16 protein-coding genes are annotated in these 17,360 nt (G+C 66.5%); 10 read left to right on the plus strand and 6 right to left on the minus strand.

Going from position 1 to position 17,360, the window contains the following annotated elements:
• Window positions 1-10: 10 nt before the first annotated feature.
• The 10 genes from purD (at window position 11) to BM031_RS07005 (ending at window position 9,790) form a co-directional block, all read left to right on the plus strand.
• Window positions 11-1,276, plus strand: a complete 1,266-nt coding sequence (purD, locus tag BM031_RS06960) for a phosphoribosylamine--glycine ligase (RefSeq protein WP_091872913.1) — start codon at window positions 11-13, stop codon at window positions 1,274-1,276.
• A gap of 206 nt (window positions 1,277-1,482) precedes the next feature.
• Window positions 1,483-2,394: an oxygen-dependent coproporphyrinogen oxidase gene (gene hemF / locus BM031_RS06965; protein WP_091872916.1), complete on the plus strand. Its 912-nt coding sequence runs from the start codon at window positions 1,483-1,485 to the stop codon at window positions 2,392-2,394.
• Window positions 2,391-3,050 (plus strand): nicotinate-nucleotide adenylyltransferase, encoded by a 660-nt coding sequence (locus tag BM031_RS06970; protein WP_229408679.1) that lies wholly within the window; start codon window positions 2,391-2,393, stop codon window positions 3,048-3,050. Before hemF ends, BM031_RS06970 begins: the two co-directional genes overlap by 4 nt.
• The gene (gene rsfS, locus BM031_RS06975; protein ID WP_091872921.1) at window positions 3,050-3,742 is read left to right on the plus strand and encodes a ribosome silencing factor; all 693 of its coding nucleotides are present in this window, start codon (window positions 3,050-3,052) and stop codon (window positions 3,740-3,742) included. The genes BM031_RS06970 and rsfS overlap by 1 nt, the downstream gene beginning before the upstream one ends.
• 6 nt (window positions 3,743-3,748) lie before the next feature.
• Entirely contained in the window at window positions 3,749-4,219 is a 471-nt protein-coding gene (rlmH, locus tag BM031_RS06980) for a 23S rRNA (pseudouridine(1915)-N(3))-methyltransferase RlmH (protein WP_091872924.1), read from the plus strand.
• Between the two features lie 5 nt (window positions 4,220-4,224).
• Window positions 4,225-4,845, plus strand: a complete 621-nt coding sequence (locus BM031_RS06985) for a Maf family protein (protein WP_091872926.1) — start codon at window positions 4,225-4,227, stop codon at window positions 4,843-4,845.
• A gap of 172 nt (window positions 4,846-5,017) precedes the next feature.
• Complete coding sequence (gene rng / locus BM031_RS06990; RefSeq protein WP_091872929.1) at window positions 5,018-6,487, plus strand: ribonuclease G; 1,470 nt, start codon at window positions 5,018-5,020, stop codon at window positions 6,485-6,487.
• Window positions 6,488-6,914: 427 nt separating this feature from the next.
• Window positions 6,915-7,814, plus strand: coding sequence for a sensor histidine kinase (locus BM031_RS06995; RefSeq protein ID WP_091872932.1), 900 nt, complete (start codon window positions 6,915-6,917; stop codon window positions 7,812-7,814).
• 92 nt (window positions 7,815-7,906) lie between these two features.
• Entirely contained in the window at window positions 7,907-8,311 is a 405-nt protein-coding gene (locus BM031_RS07000; RefSeq protein ID WP_091872935.1) for a hypothetical protein, read from the plus strand.
• 12 nt (window positions 8,312-8,323) lie between these two features.
• Window positions 8,324-9,790 (plus strand): DUF7125 family protein, encoded by a 1,467-nt coding sequence (locus tag BM031_RS07005; RefSeq protein WP_091872938.1) that lies wholly within the window; start codon window positions 8,324-8,326, stop codon window positions 9,788-9,790.
• Here BM031_RS07005 and BM031_RS07010 read toward each other — a convergent pair.
• The 6 genes from BM031_RS07010 to BM031_RS07035 are packed head-to-tail and all read right to left on the minus strand — an operon-like array spanning window position 9,787 to window position 17,357.
• Window positions 9,787-10,593, minus strand: coding sequence for an ABC transporter substrate-binding protein (locus tag BM031_RS07010; protein WP_091872941.1), 807 nt, complete (start codon window positions 10,591-10,593; stop codon window positions 9,787-9,789). The genes BM031_RS07005 and BM031_RS07010 overlap by 4 nt on opposite strands.
• Window positions 10,594-10,618: 25 nt before the next feature.
• Window positions 10,619-11,272, minus strand: coding sequence for an energy-coupling factor ABC transporter ATP-binding protein (locus BM031_RS07015; protein ID WP_091872943.1), 654 nt, complete (start codon window positions 11,270-11,272; stop codon window positions 10,619-10,621).
• Window positions 11,269-11,970 (minus strand): ABC transporter permease, encoded by a 702-nt coding sequence (locus BM031_RS07020; RefSeq protein WP_091872946.1) that lies wholly within the window; start codon window positions 11,968-11,970, stop codon window positions 11,269-11,271. The genes BM031_RS07015 and BM031_RS07020 overlap by 4 nt, the downstream gene beginning before the upstream one ends.
• 1 nt (window position 11,971) lies before the next feature.
• Complete coding sequence (locus BM031_RS07025; RefSeq protein WP_091872948.1) at window positions 11,972-12,841, minus strand: formate dehydrogenase accessory sulfurtransferase FdhD; 870 nt, start codon at window positions 12,839-12,841, stop codon at window positions 11,972-11,974.
• The gene (fdhF, locus tag BM031_RS07030; RefSeq protein ID WP_091872951.1) at window positions 12,838-15,639 is read right to left on the minus strand and encodes a formate dehydrogenase subunit alpha; all 2,802 of its coding nucleotides are present in this window, start codon (window positions 15,637-15,639) and stop codon (window positions 12,838-12,840) included. The genes BM031_RS07025 and fdhF overlap by 4 nt, the downstream gene beginning before the upstream one ends.
• Window positions 15,636-17,357, minus strand: a complete 1,722-nt coding sequence (locus BM031_RS07035) for an NADH-ubiquinone oxidoreductase-F iron-sulfur binding region domain-containing protein (protein ID WP_091872953.1) — start codon at window positions 17,355-17,357, stop codon at window positions 15,636-15,638. Before BM031_RS07035 ends, fdhF begins: the two co-directional genes overlap by 4 nt.
• Between the last annotated feature and the right edge of the window lie 3 nt (window positions 17,358-17,360).

A 17,360-nucleotide genomic window follows, 5' to 3' on the forward strand; every position in this document is an offset into this window, starting at 1 on the left:
AGAGCACCGTATGAAAATCCTCGTAGTCGGCTCCGGCGGCCGTGAACACGCCCTGTCCTGGAAACTCGCCCAATCCGAACGCGTCCAGACCGTCTTCGTCGCACCGGGCAATGGCGGCACCGCGCGCGATGCGCGCCTGGTGAATGTCGAAATCACGGATCCTGCCGCGCTGGCCGACTTCGTGGTGGCGGAAAACATCGCCCTGACCCTGGTGGGCCCGGAGGCGCCGCTGGCGGCCGGCATCGTCAACCTGTTCCGCGCCCGCGGCCTGAAGGTGTTCGGACCGACCAAGGAGGCGGCGCAGCTGGAAAGCTCGAAGGACTTCGCCAAGGCCTTCATGCAGCGCCACGGCATCCCGACCGCGAAGTACCAGAGCTTCTCCGATGCAGCGCAAGCGCACGCCTACATCGACGCCAACGGCGCGCCGATCGTCATCAAGGCCGACGGCCTGGCTGCCGGCAAGGGCGTGGTGGTGGCGATGTCCCTGGAAGAAGCGCACGCCGCGGTCGACCACATGCTGTCCGATAACGCCTTCGGCGACGCCGGCGCGCGCATCGTGATCGAAGAATTCCTGGCCGGCGAAGAAGCGAGCTTCATCGTCATGTGCGACGGCAAGAACATCCTGCCGCTGGCCACCAGCCAGGACCACAAGCGCCTGAAGGACGCCGACGAAGGCCCGAACACCGGCGGCATGGGCGCCTATTCCCCGGCCCCGATCGTGACCCCGTCGATGCACGCGCGCGTGATGCGCGAGATCATCAACCCGACCATCCAGGGCATGGCGAAGGACGGCATCGTCTTCACCGGCTTCCTGTACGCCGGCCTGATGATCGACGCCGACGGCAACCCGCGCACGCTGGAATTCAACTGCCGCATGGGCGACCCGGAAACCCAGCCGATCATGGCGCGCCTGAAGAGCGACTTCCTGCAGGTGGTCGAACACGCCTGCAACGGCACGCTCGACGCCGTCGAACTCGAATGGGACCGCCGCACCGCGGTGGGCGTCGTGATGGCGGCCGCCGGCTATCCCGACAACCCGCGCAAGGGCGACATCATCGACGGCATCCCGGCCGAAACCCCGGAATGCGTCACCTTCCACGCCGGCACCACGCAAGTGGGCGGCACCCTGCAGACCAACGGCGGGCGCGTGCTGTGCGTTGTCGGCCTGGGCGACAGCGTGAAGATGGCGCAGAAGCAGGCGTATGAGACGGTGGAGAAGATTCACTTCAATGGGGCGCAGTATCGGAGGGATATTGGGTGGCGTGGGGTGAAGTGAGGGTTTAGGTACGCATGCAAAATTGGATCCCGGCCTTCGCCGGGATGACGGTCTTGGGACTAGTGGTAAACTCAAACAACGTCGTTCCGGCGCAGGCCGGAACCCAAGTCAGTCGCACATCGCTAACCCCACGGTCGGCGCAATAACAAGAACAACACCACGGCAGGTGTACAATCTGCCCCATTTCCCGCCGCCACCCCACACGCATGTCCACGCCCGACCCCATCGCCATCAAGACCTGGCTGCTCGACCTCCAGTCCCGCATCGTGCTCGCCCTCGAAACCATCGATGGCAAACCCTTCCTGCGCGACACCTGGGAGCGCCCGGAAGGCGGTGGCGGGATTTCGCGGCTGATCGAAGAAGGCAATGTGTTCGAACGGGGCGGCGTGAATTTCTCGCACGTCACCGGCACCAGCCTGCCGCCGTCGGCCATGGCCGCGCGGCCGGAACTGGCGGGCCGCGCGTGGGAAGCAATGGGCGTGTCGCTGGTACTGCACCCGCGTAACCCCTACGCGCCGACGGTGCACATGAACGTGCGCTTTTTCGAAGCGACAGCGGAAGGGAAAGAGCCGGTGTGGTGGTTCGGCGGCGGCATGGACCTGACGCCGTACTACGGTGTCGAGGCGGACGCGCGCCACTTCCACCGGGTCTGCCACGACGCCCTGGCGCCGTATGGCGAAGACCTGCACCCGCGCTTCAAGAAGTGGTGCGACGAGTATTTCTACCTGAAGCACCGCAAGGAGCCACGCGGCGTGGGCGGCATCTTCTTCGACGACTTCAACGAAACCGGTTTCGAGCAGTCGTTCGCGATGGTGCGGGACGTCGGCAATGGCTTCCTCGACGCCTACCTGCCGATCGTGCAGGCGCGCAAGGACCAGGCGTACGGGGAACGCGAACGCGACTTCCAGGCTTACCGGCGCGGACGCTACGTCGAGTTCAACCTGGTGTGGGACCGCGGCACCCTGTTCGGCCTGCAGTCGGGCGGGCGCACCGAAGCGATCCTGATGTCGATGCCGCCGATCGTGAAATGGCGCTACGACTGGCACCCGGAAGCGGGCAGCCGGGAGGCGGCGCTGTACAGCGATTTCCTCGTCCACCGGGACTGGCTGGCGCCGTGAGCCAGTGCATTGCCCTGCTGGGTGGCAGCTTCGACCCGGTGCACAACGGCCACATCGCACTGGCCGCGCTGTTCGCTGACCTGATCAAGCCGGACCAGCTGCGCATCCTGCCGGCCCGGCCGTGGCAGAAAACCAGCCTGCAGGCGAGCGACGCCCAGCGGGTAGCGATGCTCGAACTGGCCTTTGCCAGGCAGCCGTTCGAGGTGACCATCGACCTGCAGGAAATCGAACGCGGTAGTGCAACCTATACGGTGGAGACCCTGCGCGGCCTGCGCACGGAACTCGGCCCGGCGGCATCGATCGTGTTCCTGATGGGCGCCGACCAGCTGCAAAAACTCGACACCTGGCGCGACTGGCATGAGCTGTTCGCGCTGTGCAACCTGGGCGTGGCTGCGCGCCCCGGGTATGCATTGGACCAGGACCAATTGCCGCCGGCGGTGGCGCAAGAACTCTCGCAGCGGCTGGCGCCGCCTGCGGAAGTGCGCGCCGCCCCGTTCGGCAAGGTTTGCCTGGCCCATACCCTGGCGGTGGATATTTCCGCCACCCAAGTTAGAAATGCCTTGCGTGCACAAGGGAAAGCGGACGCCGACACAAGCGCGCGCCTTCCCGCGCAAGTGCTAGACTATATTCAACAACATAACTTATATAAAAGCTAATGGATATCAAGAAACTGCAAACCCTCGTCGTTGACGCCCTCGAAGACGTCAAGGGACAGGAAATCGTCGTGTTCGACACGGTGCACCTCACCAGCCTGTTCGACCGCATCGCCGTCGTCTCCGGCACCTCCAACCGCCAGACCAAGGCGCTGGCTGCGTCGGTGCGCGACAAGGTCAAGGCCGCAGGCGGCGACGTCATCGGCATGGAAGGCGAGGACACCGGTGAATGGGTGCTGGTCGACCTGGGCGACATGATCGTCCACATCATGCAGCCGGCCATCCGCCAGTACTACCGCCTGGAAGAAATCTGGGGCGAGAAGCCGGTGAAACTGGGCGCCGCCAAGCGCAAGTCGACCGCCGAAGCCGAAGCTGCCGAGCCGAAGACCAAGTCCAAGCACCTGGCCGCCACCCAGGAACAACCAGAAGCCAAGCCGATCCGCGAGCGCAAGCCAGCGGCGGCCAAGAAGGCAAGCACCACGATCGCTGCCAAGAAGCCGGCCGCCAAAAAACCGGCCGCCGCGAAGGCCCCGGTCGGCAAGACCATCAAGGTCGCGCCAAGCAAGACCGAGATCGCCGCCGTCGAAGCGACCAAGGCCAAGCCACCGAAGCGCGTGACCAAGGCAGCTGCGGCGCCAGCCGACGCCGCGCCAGCGAAAAAAGTGATCCGCCGCGTGAAGAAGGCCGACGAGTAAGCCTTCATGCAGCTGATCATTGCCGCAGTCGGGCACAAGATGCCGGCCTGGATCGAATCCGGGTTCGGCGAGTACACGAAGCGCATGCCGCCCGAGCTGCGCATCGTGCTCAAGGAAATCAAGCCGGTCGAGCGCTCCGGCAGCAAGACCGCCGCCACCGCGATGGCGCTCGAGCGCGAGCGCATCGAAGCGGTGCTGCCGAAAGGCGTGCGCATCATTGCGCTGGACGAGCGCGGCAAGGACCTGACCAGCGTCGGCCTGTCGCAGATGCTCGAGCAGTGGCAGCAGGACGGGCGCGACACGGCCTTCCTGATCGGCGGCGCCGACGGGCTCGACCCGGAACTCAAGGCCCGGGCCGAAGGCATGATCCGCATTTCAAGCATGACACTGCCGCACGGAATCGTGCGCGTCATGCTGGCGGAACAGTTGTACCGTGCCTGGTCGATTACCCAGAACCACCCGTACCACCGCGTCTGACTCCGATGAAACACACCGACAAGAAGATCTACCTCGCCTCCAAGAGCCCGCGCAGGCGCGAACTGCTGCGCCAGGTTGGCGTGGAATTCGAACTGCTGATGCTGCGCAGCGACCCGGCGCGCGGCGGCGAAGACGTCAGCGAAGCCGTGCTGCCGGGCGAAGACCCGCACACCTACGTGGCGCGGGTGGCGAAGGAAAAAGGCGCCTTCGCCTGGAACATCCTGCAGATGCGGCGCCAGCCCCTGCGCCCCATCCTCACCGCCGACACCACGGTCACGCTCGACGGCGAGATCCTCGGCAAGCCGACCGACAATGCGGAAGCGGTCGCGATGCTTGAGCGGCTGTCGGGCCGCTCGCACGAGGTGCTGACCTCGGTGGCGATCCATGCCGAACGCGTGGTCGAGCAGGTCACGCAGGTGTCGACCGTGCGCTTCGCCAAGCTGACGCCGGCGCAGGTAAAGGCCTACTGCGCCACGACCGAGCCCTACGACAAGGCCGGCGGCTATGGCATCCAGGGACTGGCTGCGCTGTTCGTCGAGCATATCGAGGGTAGCCACTCGGGGATCATGGGGCTGCCCTTGTTCGAGACGGCACGCTTGCTGCGCAAGGCTGGCTACAACGTGTAGGGTGGTCGGCTTCGCCGACCGCGCGTTCAGGCTCCGCCAACTCAATCGCGATCCTTCCATGCCAGCGTGATGCGAACGCGCGGTCGGGAGACCCGGCCACCCTACGGTTTCGCATTCCGCGCGACCACCCCACCGTGTATCATGGCACTCTGAACAATATCGCACGGCAGCCATGAACGAAGACATCCTCATCAACATCACACCCCAGGAAACGCGCGTCGCGCTGGTCCTGCAGGGCGCGGTGCAGGAGCTCCATATCGAGCGCACCCTGACGCGCGGGTTGGCGGGGAATGTCTACCTCGGCAAGGTCGTGCGCGTGCTGCCCGGCATGCAGTCGGCCTTCATCGACATCGGCCTGGAACGCGCCGCCTTCCTGCACGTGGCCGACATCTGGGAAGCGCGCAGCCACGACGGCGCCGCCGCCAGCGCCCCGCCTACCCCCATCGAAAAGCTGCTGTTCGACGGCCAGGTGATGACCGTGCAGGTCATCAAGGACCCGATCGGCACCAAGGGCGCGCGCCTGTCCACGCAGATCTCGATCGCCGGCCGCATGCTGGTGTACCTGCCGCAGGACCAGCACATCGGCATCTCGCAGAAAATCGAGAAGGAAGCCGATCGCGACCTGCTGCGCACCCGCCTGCAGAACCTGCTCCCGAAGGACGAAAAAGGCGGCTACATCGTGCGCACGCAGGCCGAGGACGCGTCCGACGTGGACATCGCCGCCGACGTCGACTACCTGCGCAAGACCTGGGGCTCGATCGTGCAGGGTGCGCGTACCCGCCCGCCCACCACCCTGCTCTACCAGGACCTGAACCTGGCCCAGCGCGTGCTGCGCGACTTCGTGCACGACGAGACCGCCACCATCCAGGTGGACTCGCGCGAGAATTTCAATATGCTGGTCGAGTTCGCCAAAGTGTACACGCCGAGCGTGCTGGCGCGCCTGCAGCACTACACCGGCGAGCGCCCGCTGTTCGACCTGTACGGCGTGGAAGAAGAAATCCTGCGCGCGCTGGGGCGCCGCGTCGACCTGAAAAGCGGCGGCTACCTGATCGTCGACCAGACCGAGGCGATGACGACCATCGACGTCAACACCGGCGGCTACGTGGGCGGGCGCAATTTCGCCGACACCATCTTCAAGACCAACCTGGAAGCCGCGCACGCCATCGCGCGCCAGCTGCGCCTGCGCAACCTGGGCGGCATCATCATCCTCGACTTCATCGACATGGAAAACGGCGAGCACCGCAACGCCGTGCTGGCCGAACTGAAAAAAACCCTGGCGCGCGACCGCACCAAGGTGTCGGTGAGCAGCTTCTCGGCGCTGGGACTGGTCGAGATGACGCGCAAGCGCACCCGCGAATCGCTGGCCCACATCCTGTGCGAACCCTGCCCCGCCTGCAGCGGCAAGGGGCAAGTCAAAACCTCGCGCACCATCTGCTACGAGATCCTGCGCGAGCTGCTGCGCGAAGCCAAGCAGTTCAACCCGCGCGAATTCCGCATCGTCGCCGGACAGGAAGTGATCGACCTGTTCCTGGAAGAAGAGTCGCAGCACCTGGCCATGCTGGGCGACTTCATCGGCAAGCGCATTTCGCTGCAGGTGGAAAAAGGTTACCACCAGGAACAATACGACGTGATTTTGATGTAAGCAGAAACCGATCGATAACCGAATAGTGACGCACCGTCGTGCCGCGATCAACGTTGCGGTTGCGCCAGAATGGTCATTGCTGACAATGTCAGCCTCCGGGCCTGCCCGGATCACGCTCGACTGTACCACCATGAAAAAATAAATCTTTTAAAACAATGACTTACATGTCATATGCGATGCGATTATACGGGCGATAGGCCTCGAGAACGACGACGTCATCTGATCCAGGCGCAGCCTGGCCCGCTTGCGAACCTTTGCGCCACCAGGCACTCTAACGCGCGAGACAGACAGCGTTTGGCGTTGCGAGAATGCCTATCACGCTCGCCTTTTTTCATTAGGTCTTGACTCGTCAGCATAAAGAATCCAGCATCTGGCAACAGCGCCTTATTCTTCCCTTACCATTGCGGGGGTCGGCTTGGTTTCTGACATGCAAACAACACCCACGGCCCAGCCCATCGAGGCGCGGGGCCGGCGTCGCTTCCGTTCCCACTACGGCAAGGACGCATTGCCGCTCCAGGCCGACAGTGCGGAACTCGAGGTGGCCGTGCAGGCACTCACCAGGGACCAAATGCTGGTCAACCAGGCCCTGGTCGAAAAAATCCTTGCCTGCGAACGCGCCGAGCTTGCCTTGCGCGAGTCCGAGCAAAAGCTGCACGAGCTGCTGGCGCACCAGCGCGCCAACCGCGAAGCCGAGCGCAAGCGCATCGCCTGCGAAATCCACGATTCCCTCGGACAGAACCTGCTGGCGCTGCGCATCGACATCGTCATGCTGTACCAGCACACCGCCACCCGCCACGGTCGCCTGCACGACTGGGTCGGCGCCGCCCTCGACAACGTCGATACCACGCTGCGCACCGTCAAGCAGCTGATGGGCGAGCTGCGCCCGGCCGGCCTGGAGCTGGGCCTGCTGGCCACGCTCGACATGGAAGTACGCAAGTTCACGCGCGCCAGCAGCATCGCCTGCCGGCTCGACGCGGAGCAGGAAGTGGAAAACATGGCGCCGGACGAAGACATTGCGCTGACCGTCTGCCGGGTGCTGCAGGAATGCCTGAACAACGTATTCCGCCACTCGCTGGCCAGCCGCGTCGGCGTGCGGCTCGGGCTGCGCGAAGGCGTGCTCGAGATGACGGTGACCGACAACGGCATCGGCTTCGACACGGCCGCGCCACGCAAGTCGAGCAGCTACGGCCTGCTCGGCCTGCACGAGCGGCTGGGAGAACTGGGCGGCGAACTGCATGTCGCAAGCGACCGGGCGCACGGCACCAAGGTAACGATGCGCCTGCCGCTGCTGGTGTCGAGCGCACAGGCGCCCCCGACGCTCCCCTGATCGGATAGAATCATGCACTAATACCATCACTCATCCGGACCGGAACGGCATGCTGAATCGTCGACGGGCCACAGCAGCCCTGCCCGAATGCCATGCCGATACCGAATGAGCTGCTTGCCACGATCACCGAACGCCTGAGCCCTGGCGGCACGCCGGGCACGGCGGCCGACGCGGTACGTGCCTGGAACAGGGTGTTTGCAAAATTCAGTCCCCTGCTCGGGCCCCTGAGCACGCAATTGCTGTTCGTCCGCACCCTGTCCGAGCACGCCGGCAGTTTTTCCTGGCTGTCGCACTGCGCCACGCCCGACAAGTCGGGCGACGCCTTCGGGGCCTTCACGCTATGCCTCGACACCCGGGCGCCGGAAGAGATCGTGGCGGCCAACCAGGTACTGCTGGCGACCTACATCGCCGAACTGTCCGCCCTGATCGGTGACCGCCTGGTGATACAGTTCCTGCGTGCGGCCTTCATGCCCGGCGCGGACATCAAGAAACCATAGGAGAATTGCGGCATGACCGACCAACTTGAGCTGGGCCAGCTGCGTACAGGCATCCCAGGACTCGACACCATCCTCGGCGGCGGGCTGCCCGAGCTGTCGTTCAACATTATCGGCGGCACCCCCGGCAGCGGCAAGACCACCTTCGCCCAGCAGGTCATGTTCGGGCTGGCCCGCCCTGGCCGCAAGGCGCTGTTCTTCACCGCCATGGGCGAGCCGCCGGTCAAGATGCTGCGCTACCAGCAGCAGTTCAGCTTCTTCGATTTCGACAAGGTCGGCGACTCGGTCCATTTCATCAGCCTCGCGCCCCAGGTCGAACTGGGCGACTACGACGTCGTGCTGGCCCAGATCCTGGAACAAGTGCGCGCCCACCAGCCGGCCCTGGTGTTCATCGATTCCTTCCGCTCCTTCATCGAAGGCGCGCGCGGCGACAACCAGGAAACGGCGGCCCTGCAGACCTTCGTCCAGCACCTGGTGGCCCACATGACCACCTGGAAAGCCACCAGCTTCCTGATCGGCGAATACACTTCCAGCGAAGCGCACCAGAACCCCATCTTCACCGTGGCCGACGGCATCTTCTGGCTCAATCAGGTGGTGCAGCGCAATGCGATGTCGCGCAAGCTCCAGATCGTCAAGATCCGCGGCCAGAAGCAGCGCCCCGGCCTGCACGCCTTCCGCATCGACAAGGGCGGCATCGAGGTGTTCCCGCGCGTGCTGCCAGCGCCCGAGCCGGTCGGCGCCGAGCCACCGATGCATATGCCGCCGGCGCGCCTGTCGACTGGCGTGCCGGTGCTCGACGAGATGATGGGCGGCGGCATCCCCTCAGGCTATTCCGTGCTGGTGGTGGGCCCGACCGGCTCGGGCAAGACCATCCTGGCCACCGAGTTCCTGGGAGCCGGCGCAGCAAAGGGCGAGGCCGGGGTCGTGGCCCTGTTCGAGCGCAGCCCGAGCCAGCTGATGAACGAGAAGCTCGACCGGCTGGTGCGCGCCGGCCAGGTTGGCCTGATGAGCGTACGCGCGCTCGACCTCTCGGTCGACGAGATGCTGCACGAACTGCTCGGCATGATCGATGCGAAGGGCGCCACCCGCGTGGTGCTCGATTCGCTGTCGGGCTTCGAGATGGCCATGTCGCCCGAATACCGCGAGGATTTCCGCGAGTCGCTGTACCGCATGACCACCGTGCTCGCCGCCAAGGGCGTCACGGTGATGATGACGAGCGAACTGGAAGACCGCTTCGGCGAACTGCGCTTCAGCCCCTACGGCAGCGGGGTGCTGGTGGACGCCGTGATCATGCAGCGCTATGTGGAATCGCAGTGCGAACTGCACACCCTGATCTCGGTGATCAAGGTCCGCGGAAGCAAGCACAGCCGGCAGATCCGCCGCTTCGAAGTCACCGACGCCGGCATCGCCATCGGCGACGGCCCGGCGCCCTTCGACAATGTGTTGCGCGGCAGCGCGCAGCCACGCGAAGCGTCGGATTAACGCGCCGCTTGCGGGAAGAACAGCTGCTCGCCTTCCGGCCGGAAGGCGGCGATCCTGGCCTGTCCTTCGCTTGACGTGATCCACTCGATGAGCTGCTTCGCGCCCTGGTAGTTCACGCCCTTGTGCTTCGCCGGATTGACCGCGATGATCCCGTAGGGATTGAACATGCGCTGGTCGCCCTCGACCAGGATGGCCAGGCCGGTCTTGGCCTTGTAGGCGCCGTAGGTGGCGCGGTCGGTCAGGGTGTAGGCCCGCATCTCGGCCGCCATGTTGAGCACTTCTCCCATGCCCAGGCCCGCCGAGATGTAGCTGGCGCCGGCCGGTTTGCTGCCCGCCTGCTGCCAGTAGCCCTTCTCCATCACGTCGGTACCGGAATTGTCGCCGCGCGAGATGAACTTCACGCCGCTGCCCGCGATCTTCTGGAAGGCGGCGATCACGTCCTTGCCGCCCTTGATGCCGGCCGGGTCGCCCGCCGGGCCCACCACGATGAAGTCGTTGTACATCACGTCGCGCCGGTCCACGCCCCAGCCCTCCGCCACGAACTTGTCTTCCAGCGTGCGCGCATGCACCAGGGTCACGTCGACGTCGCCGTTCTTGCCCAGTTCCAGCGCCTTGCCGGTGCCGACCGGGATCACGTGCACCTTGGTGCCGGTCCTGGCTTCGAAGGCCGGCAGCAGCACCTTCAGCAGGCCGGAATTTTCGGTGCTGGTGGTGGTGGACAAGCGGATGACGCCTTGCGCCTGCGCCAGCGGGGTGGCCAGGACGGCGCCGAGCAGCAGGATCGAGAAGGTGCGGCGTTGCATGGTGTGCTCCTTGGGTGGGTGGGAATCAGCGAAGTTCGAGGCGGCCGTCGCGCAGCTTCAGGCGATGGATGCCGGGCAGCCCGATCAGGTCGCGGTCGTGGCAGGCCATCACCACGCTGCTGCCCGCATCGAGCAGGGTAGGAATCAGGGCCATGACCTGCTCGCGCGCCGGGCCATCCAGGTTGGCGGTGGGCTCGTCGAGCAACAGCAGGCGCGGCTGCAGCACGCGGGCGCGCGCCAGCGCCACCCGCTGCTTCTCGCCGCCCGACAAGCGGGCCGGCTCGGTATCGCGCAGGTGGGCCACGCCGGCCCAGGCCATCGCTTCCTCGACCACGGGCGCGACGCTGCGCCGGCTGTCGCCGCGCGCCAGCAGGCCGTAGGCGATGTTATGGAACACGCTGGTCGAGAACAGGATCGGATGCTGGTGCACGAACACGATGGCGCGGCGCAGCGCTTTCGGGTACGGGTACAAGGGCATGCTGCGCCCCTCGAATTCGACGGTGCAGGCATCGACCCGTTCCAGGCCCGCGAGCGTGCGCAGCAAGGTAGACTTGCCGGCGCCGTTCACGCCGGTCAGCACATAGGCGCCGGCGGCCTCGATGGCCAGGGTGTCGATGTCGAACAGGGTGCGCTCGCCGTGGCGCTTGCGCAGTCCATGGATGCGCAGCAGCGGCGTCATGTCCGGCCCCCGGCCGCGTGGGCTTCGCCCTGCAGCAGCACCAGTGCGCCGTTCAGCACCAGCGCCAGCGCGACCAGCACGATGCCCAGCGCGATCCCCTGCGCGAACTCGCCCTTGCTGGTTTCCAGTGCAATCGCCGTGGTGATGGTGCGGGTCTGTCCTTCGATGTTCCCGCCCACCATCAGCGCGCAGCCCACCTCCGAAATGACGCGGCCGAAGCCGCTGATCACGGCCGCCATCACGCCATAACGCGCCTCGTGCAGCACCGTGCCCATCACGCGCCAGCGCGACGCGCCGTGGGCCACCGCGGTCTCGGCGTAGCGCGGGTCGGCCGCCTGCACCGCCGCCAGCGTGAACGCGAGCAGCACCGGCAGGCCGATGATCATCTGGCCCAGGATCACGCCCTGCTGGCTGAACAGCCATTCGAGCCCGCCCAGCGGCCCGCGGCGCGACAGCAGCAGGTAGAGCAGCAGGCCAATGAGCACGGTTGGCAGCGACAGCGCGGCCTGCGCCAGCCAGATGGCCAGGCGCCGCCCGGGAAAGCGGTGCATGGCAATGGCGTAGCCGAGCAGGATGGCCGGCGGCGCAGCCAGCAGCAGGCCGAGGATGCTGGTCTTGAGCGAGACCCAGACGATGCGCCACAAGGCTTCGTCACCGGAGAACAGCAGCGCGAAGGCATGCGATGTTGCGTCGAGCACGTCAGGCCATCCGGGGGGCGTTCAGTGGTTCGAGCAGGTCCGGCTCGAACACCAGCCGCTCGTGCCCGGCCAGCAGCAGGAAGTGCTTGCCGGTGCAGCGCGCCAGCAGCGACATGCCCACCTTGCCCGCCACCATGTGGCCCATTTGCGTGGTGCCGGAACGCGACAGCAGGAAGGGAATGCCCATCTGGGCGCCCTTGATCACCATTTCGGACGTCAGGCGGCCGGTGGTGTAGAACAGCTTGTCGCCGCCCTCCATGCCGTCAAGCCACATCAGGCCGGCGATGGCGTCCACCGCGTTGTGGCGGCCCACGTCTTCGACGAAGTACAGCAGCTCGCCGTCATGCGAGAACAGCGCGCAGCCGTGCACCGAGCCGGCCTGCTTGTAGATCGACTGCTGGGTGCGGATGGTCTCGACGATGCGGTACACCACCGATTGCGCCAGGCGGGCGCCCGGCGGCAGCACGATCTGGTCCACCTCGTCCATCAGGCCGCCGAACACCGAGCCCTGGCCGCAGCCGGTGGTGACCACCTTCTTCGCGGTGCGCTCCTCGACATTGGCAATGCCGCTGCGCGTGACCACCGCTACCGCATCGACCGCCCAGTCGACCTGGATCGACACGATGTCGTCCAGGCTGCGCAGCAGGCGCTGGTTACGCAGGTAGCCCAGCGTGAGCGCTTCCGGCGCGCCACCCAGCGTCATCAAGGTGACGATCTCGCGCTTGTCCACATACACGGTAAGCGGGCGCTCGGCGGGAATGGCGATGCTGGACGCCCGCCCGCGCTCGTCCAGCGCGCTCACCTCATGCGTGAGGGGCGCGCTGGCGTTGGACAAAAGCGGGCGGTAGCGTGGCTGGTCCTGGTGGTTCATGTTGCCAATTGTGCCATGCCGGCCAGGATTTGGCCGCCACCGTAACTCCCCTGGGCTTCCACCTCCCCGCCCGGCGTGACCTTGATCGCGCAGTACTTGAATTCCGGGATCTTGCCGAAGGGGTCGAGCGCCGCGTTAGTGAGGCGGTTGATGGCCGCCTCGTAGTAGCAGAAAGGCACGAAGATCGCACCCACCGGCGAGCTGTCGTCGGCCCGCGCATACAGCACCACTTCGCCGCGGCGCGAGGCGATCGTGATCGGCGCGCCGGGCGTGATGCCCATGCGTTCCAGGTCGAGCGGGTGCACCAGCGCCACTGGATCGGGCTCGATGGCGTCGAGCACCGTGGCGCGCCGCGTCATGCTGCCGGTATGCCAGTGCTCGAGCTGGCGGCCGGTGATGAGCACCATCGGGTAGTCGGCGTCGGGACGCTCGTCGGCGGGAATGATGTCGGCCGGGACGAAACGCGCCCTGCCCCCTTCGCGCGGGAACAGCTCGGTGAACACGACCGGCTGGCCGATGTCGCCTTCGTTCATGCAGGGATACACCACCGCGCCGTTGCGCTCCAGGCGTTCCCAGGTAATGCCGCCGATGCTCGCCATCATGCGGCGCATCTCGTCGAACACTTCCGACACATGCTGGTAATCCCAGGGCAGGCCGAGGCGGTTGGCCATCTGCTGGATGATCCACAGGTCCTGCTTCGCCTCGCCCGGCGGGTCGATCGCCTGGCGGCCCAGCTGCACCAGCCGGTCGGTATTGGTGAACGTGCCGGTTTTTTCCGGGAAGGCGGATGCCGGCAGGATCACGTCGGCCAGGTAGGCGGTCTCGGTGAGGAAGATGTCCTGCACCACCAGGTGTTCGAGCGCGGCCAGCGCGGCGCGGGCGTGGTTGGCGTCGGGGTCGGACATGGCCGGGTTCTCGCCCATGATGTACATGCCGCGGATCTGGCCGGCGTCAATGGCGTCCATGATCTCGACCACGGTCAGGCCGGGCTTCGGGTCGAGCGTGGCGCCCCAGGCCTGCTCGAAGCGTTCGCGCGCGGCCGGGTTGTCGACGCGCTGGTAGTCCGGCAGCATCATCGGGATCAGGCCGGCGTCGGACGCGCCCTGCACGTTGTTCTGGCCGCGCAGCGGATGCAGGCCGGTGCCGGGACGGCCGATCTGGCCCGTCATGAGGCTCAGTGCAATGAGGCAGCGCGCATTGTCGGTGCCGTGCACGTGCTGCGACACGCCCATGCCCCACAGGATCATCGATCCTTTCGAGGTCGCATACAGGCGCGCCACGTAGCGGATGGTCTCGGCATCGATGCCGCAGATCGGCGCCATCGCCTCCGGGCTGTAGTCGGCGACGTTCCGTTCCAGTTCCTCGTAGCCGATGGTGCGGCTGGCGATGAAGCCTGCGTCCACCAGGCCTTCGGTGACGATCACGTGCATCATCGCGTTGAGCAGCGCCACGTCGGTATCGGGCTTGAACTGCAGGTAGCGGTGGGCGTGGCGCGCCAGTTCGGAGCGGCGCGGATCCAGCACCACCAGCTTCGCACCGGCCTTGACGGCATTCTTGATCCAGGTCGCCGCCACCGGGTGGTTGACGGTAGGGTTGGCGCCGATGATCACGATGACCTCGGCGCGCGTCACGTCCATCACCGGGTTCGATACCGCGCCCGAGCCGATCCCCTCCAGCAGGGCCGACACCGAGGAGGCGTGGCACAGGCGGGTGCAGTGGTCGACGTTGTTGGTCTTGAACCCGGTGCGCACCAGCTTCTGGAACAGGTAGGCTTCTTCGTTGCTGCCCTTGGCCGAGCCGAAGCCGGCCAGCGCCGCGCCGCCGTGGTGCTCGCGGATCTGCGCCAGCTTGCCGCCGGCAAGCTGAAGCGCTTCTTCCCAGCTCGCTTCGCGGAATACCTCGAGTACGCGCTCCGGGTCCATCGTGAAGTCGCCCGACTTGGGCATGCCGGCGCGGCGGATCAAGGGCTTGGTGAGGCGGTGCGGGTGGTGGGCGTAGTCGAAGCCGTAGCGGCCCTTGACGCACAGGCGGCCCAGGTTGGCCGGGCCGTTGCGCCCTTCGACGTACAAAATCTTGTTGTCCTTGACGTTGTAGGTCAATTGGCAGCCGACGCCGCAGTAGGGGCAGACCGAATCGACCTGCTTGTCCGGGATGTTCAGCGCCACTTCGCGCGCCGGCATCAGGGCGCCGGTCGGGCAGGCCTGCACGCATTCGCCGCAGGCCACGCAGGTCGACGCCCCCATCGGGTCGTCCTGGTCGAACACGATCTTCGCGCCTTCGCCGCGGAAGGCCAGGCCGATCACGTCGTTCACTTGCTCGTCGCGGCAGGCGCGCACGCAGCGGGTGCACTGGATGCAGGCGTCCAGGTTGACGGTGATGGCGGCGTGGCTGCGGTCCGCCTGCGGCTGCGCACGAGTGGCGGGAAAGCGCGGCTTGCCGACGCCGAGTTTTTCGGCCCAGATGTCGACTTCGTTCCTGCGGGTGTACTCGGCTTCCGGCATGTCGGACTGCAGCAGCTCGAGCACCATCTTCTGGGCGGCGAGCGCACGCGGGCTGTCGGTGGCGACCTTCATGCCGGCGACCGGGCTGCGGCAGCAGGAGGGGGCGAGCACGCGCTCGCCGTCGATCTCCACCATGCAGGAGCGGCAATTGCCGACCGACGCCATGCCTTCCTTGTAGCACAGGCGCGGCACCTCGATGCCTTCGCGCGCGGCGACCTCGATCAGGGTTTCGTAGGGCAGCGCATGGACCTCACGGCCATTGAGCTGGAATGAGACGGTAGGAGTCGGGGCGTTCATGATTGCACCTGCGTTTGGGTCAACTCGTGCGGGAAGTACTTGATGACGCAGTCGACCGGGTTGGGCGCGGCCTGGCCCAGGCCGCAGATCGAGGCGTCGCGCATCACCTGCGACAGTTCGCCCAGCAGTCCCGTGTCCCAGGTGACTTGTTCGATGAGCGCCAGCGCCTTGGCGGTGCCGTTGCGGCAAGGCGTGCACTGGCCGCAGGATTCGTCCTTGAAGAAGCGCATCGTGTTGCGCGCGGCGGCCATGGTGCTGTCGTGGTGCGACAGCACCACCACCGCGGCCGAGCCGATGAAGCAGCCATAGGGCTGCAAGGTGTCGAAGTCGAGCGGGATGTCGTCCATGGACGCGGGCAGGATGCCGCCCGAGGCGCCGCCCGGCAGGTAGGCGTAGAAGTCGTGGCCGTCCTGCATGCCGCCGCAGAATTCCTCGACCAGCTCGCGGATCGTGATGCCGGCCGGCGCCAGCTTGACGCCGGGCTCGCGCACGCGGCCCGAGACCGAGAACGAGCGCAGGCCGCGCCGGCCGTTGCGGCCGAAGCTCGCGAACCAGTCGCCGCCGCGCTCCAGGATCTCGCGCACCCAGTGCAGCGATTCGAAATTGTGTTCCAGCGTCGGGCGGCCGAACAGGCCCACCTGGGCCACGTAGGGCGGGCGCAGGCGCGGCATGCCGCGTTTTCCCTCGATCGATTCGATCATGGCCGACTCTTCGCCGCAGATATAGGCGCCGGCGCCGCGCCGCAGGAAGATAGGCGGCATGCCCGGCGCCGGCGGATTCGCACGCAGCTGGTCCAGCTCGGCTTCGAGCATGGCGCGGCAGCCGTGGTATTCGTCGCGCAGGTAGATATAGATGGCCTCGATGCCGACCGCCCAGGCGGCGATGAGCGCGCCTTCCAGGAAGCGGTGCGGGTCGTGTTCGAGGTAGACCCGGTCCTTGAAGGTGCCCGGCTCGCCTTCGTCGATGTTGATCGCCATCAGGCGCGGGCCGGCTTCGGCCCGCACGATGCGCCATTTGCGTCCCAGCGGGAAGCCGGCGCCGCCCAGGCCGCGCAGGCCGGAGGCTTCCAGCGTGCCGATCACCTGCTCCACGTCGTGGCGGCCGGCGACGCAGTCGCGCAGCAGCGCGTAGCCGCCGGCCTCGACATAGGCCGCGTACCCGACATGGCCGCCGGCGGCGTCCACCGTTTCGCCGCGCGCGACCTTGGCCACCAGCTTGTCCACGCTCGCATGCGGCACCGCATGCTGCCCCACCACCGCGGCCGGCGCCTGTTCGCAGCGGCCGATGCAGGGCGCCGCCAGTACGCGCACTTCTCGCCCGAGCAAGGAAGGCAGCTTGGCCAGCATGGCCTGGGCCCCCGCCATCTCGCAGGACAGGCCGGCGCACACGCGCACCGTCAGCGCGGCGGGTGCGGCTTGCCCCTCTTTCACCACGTCGAAGTGGTGGTAGAAGGTGGCGACCTCGTAGACCTCGGTCTGCGCCAGCCGCATCTCCTGGGCCAGCGCGGCCAGGTGGGCGCTGGACAGGCAGCCGTAGCGGTCCTGGATCTTGTGCAGGTGCTCGATCAAGAGGTCGGGTTGGCGCGACTGGCTGCCCAGCAGGGCCTGCACATCAAGCAGCGCCTGCGGGTCGACGCGGCGGCCCTTGGGGGCTTCGCGCTTGCGCTGGCGGGTGGCGCCGGTGTTGGCGACAGCAATCGGGATGATCGGGTGGTTCATGGT

This window comes from Massilia yuzhufengensis (genome assembly GCF_900112225.1).
Classification (GTDB): Bacteria; Pseudomonadota; Gammaproteobacteria; order Burkholderiales; family Burkholderiaceae_D; genus Telluria; species Telluria yuzhufengensis.

What these genes read in the sequence shown, in the direction of transcription:
- purD (WP_091872913.1), top strand. Translation starts at nt 11, where the DNA reads ATGAAAATCCTCGTAGTCGGCTCCGGCGGCCGTGAACACGCCCTGTCC.
- hemF (WP_091872916.1), top strand. Translation starts at nt 1,483, where the DNA reads ATGTCCACGCCCGACCCCATCGCCATCAAGACCTGGCTGCTCGACCTC.
- rsfS (WP_091872921.1), top strand. Translation starts at nt 3,050, where the DNA reads ATGGATATCAAGAAACTGCAAACCCTCGTCGTTGACGCCCTCGAAGAC.
- rlmH (WP_091872924.1), top strand. Translation starts at nt 3,749, where the DNA reads ATGCAGCTGATCATTGCCGCAGTCGGGCACAAGATGCCGGCCTGGATC.
- BM031_RS06985 (WP_091872926.1), top strand. Translation starts at nt 4,225, where the DNA reads ATGAAACACACCGACAAGAAGATCTACCTCGCCTCCAAGAGCCCGCGC.
- rng (WP_091872929.1), top strand. Translation starts at nt 5,018, where the DNA reads ATGAACGAAGACATCCTCATCAACATCACACCCCAGGAAACGCGCGTC.
- BM031_RS06995 (WP_091872932.1), top strand. Translation starts at nt 6,915, where the DNA reads ATGCAAACAACACCCACGGCCCAGCCCATCGAGGCGCGGGGCCGGCGT.
- BM031_RS07000 (WP_091872935.1), top strand. Translation starts at nt 7,907, where the DNA reads ATGCCGATACCGAATGAGCTGCTTGCCACGATCACCGAACGCCTGAGC.
- BM031_RS07005 (WP_091872938.1), top strand. Translation starts at nt 8,324, where the DNA reads ATGACCGACCAACTTGAGCTGGGCCAGCTGCGTACAGGCATCCCAGGA.
- BM031_RS07010 (WP_091872941.1), bottom strand. Translation starts at nt 10,593, where the DNA reads ATGCAACGCCGCACCTTCTCGATCCTGCTGCTCGGCGCCGTCCTGGCC.
- BM031_RS07015 (WP_091872943.1), bottom strand. Translation starts at nt 11,272, where the DNA reads ATGACGCCGCTGCTGCGCATCCATGGACTGCGCAAGCGCCACGGCGAG.
- BM031_RS07025 (WP_091872948.1), bottom strand. Translation starts at nt 12,841, where the DNA reads ATGAACCACCAGGACCAGCCACGCTACCGCCCGCTTTTGTCCAACGCC.
- fdhF (WP_091872951.1), bottom strand. Translation starts at nt 15,639, where the DNA reads ATGAACGCCCCGACTCCTACCGTCTCATTCCAGCTCAATGGCCGTGAG.
- BM031_RS07035 (WP_091872953.1), bottom strand. Translation starts at nt 17,357, where the DNA reads ATGAACCACCCGATCATCCCGATTGCTGTCGCCAACACCGGCGCCACC.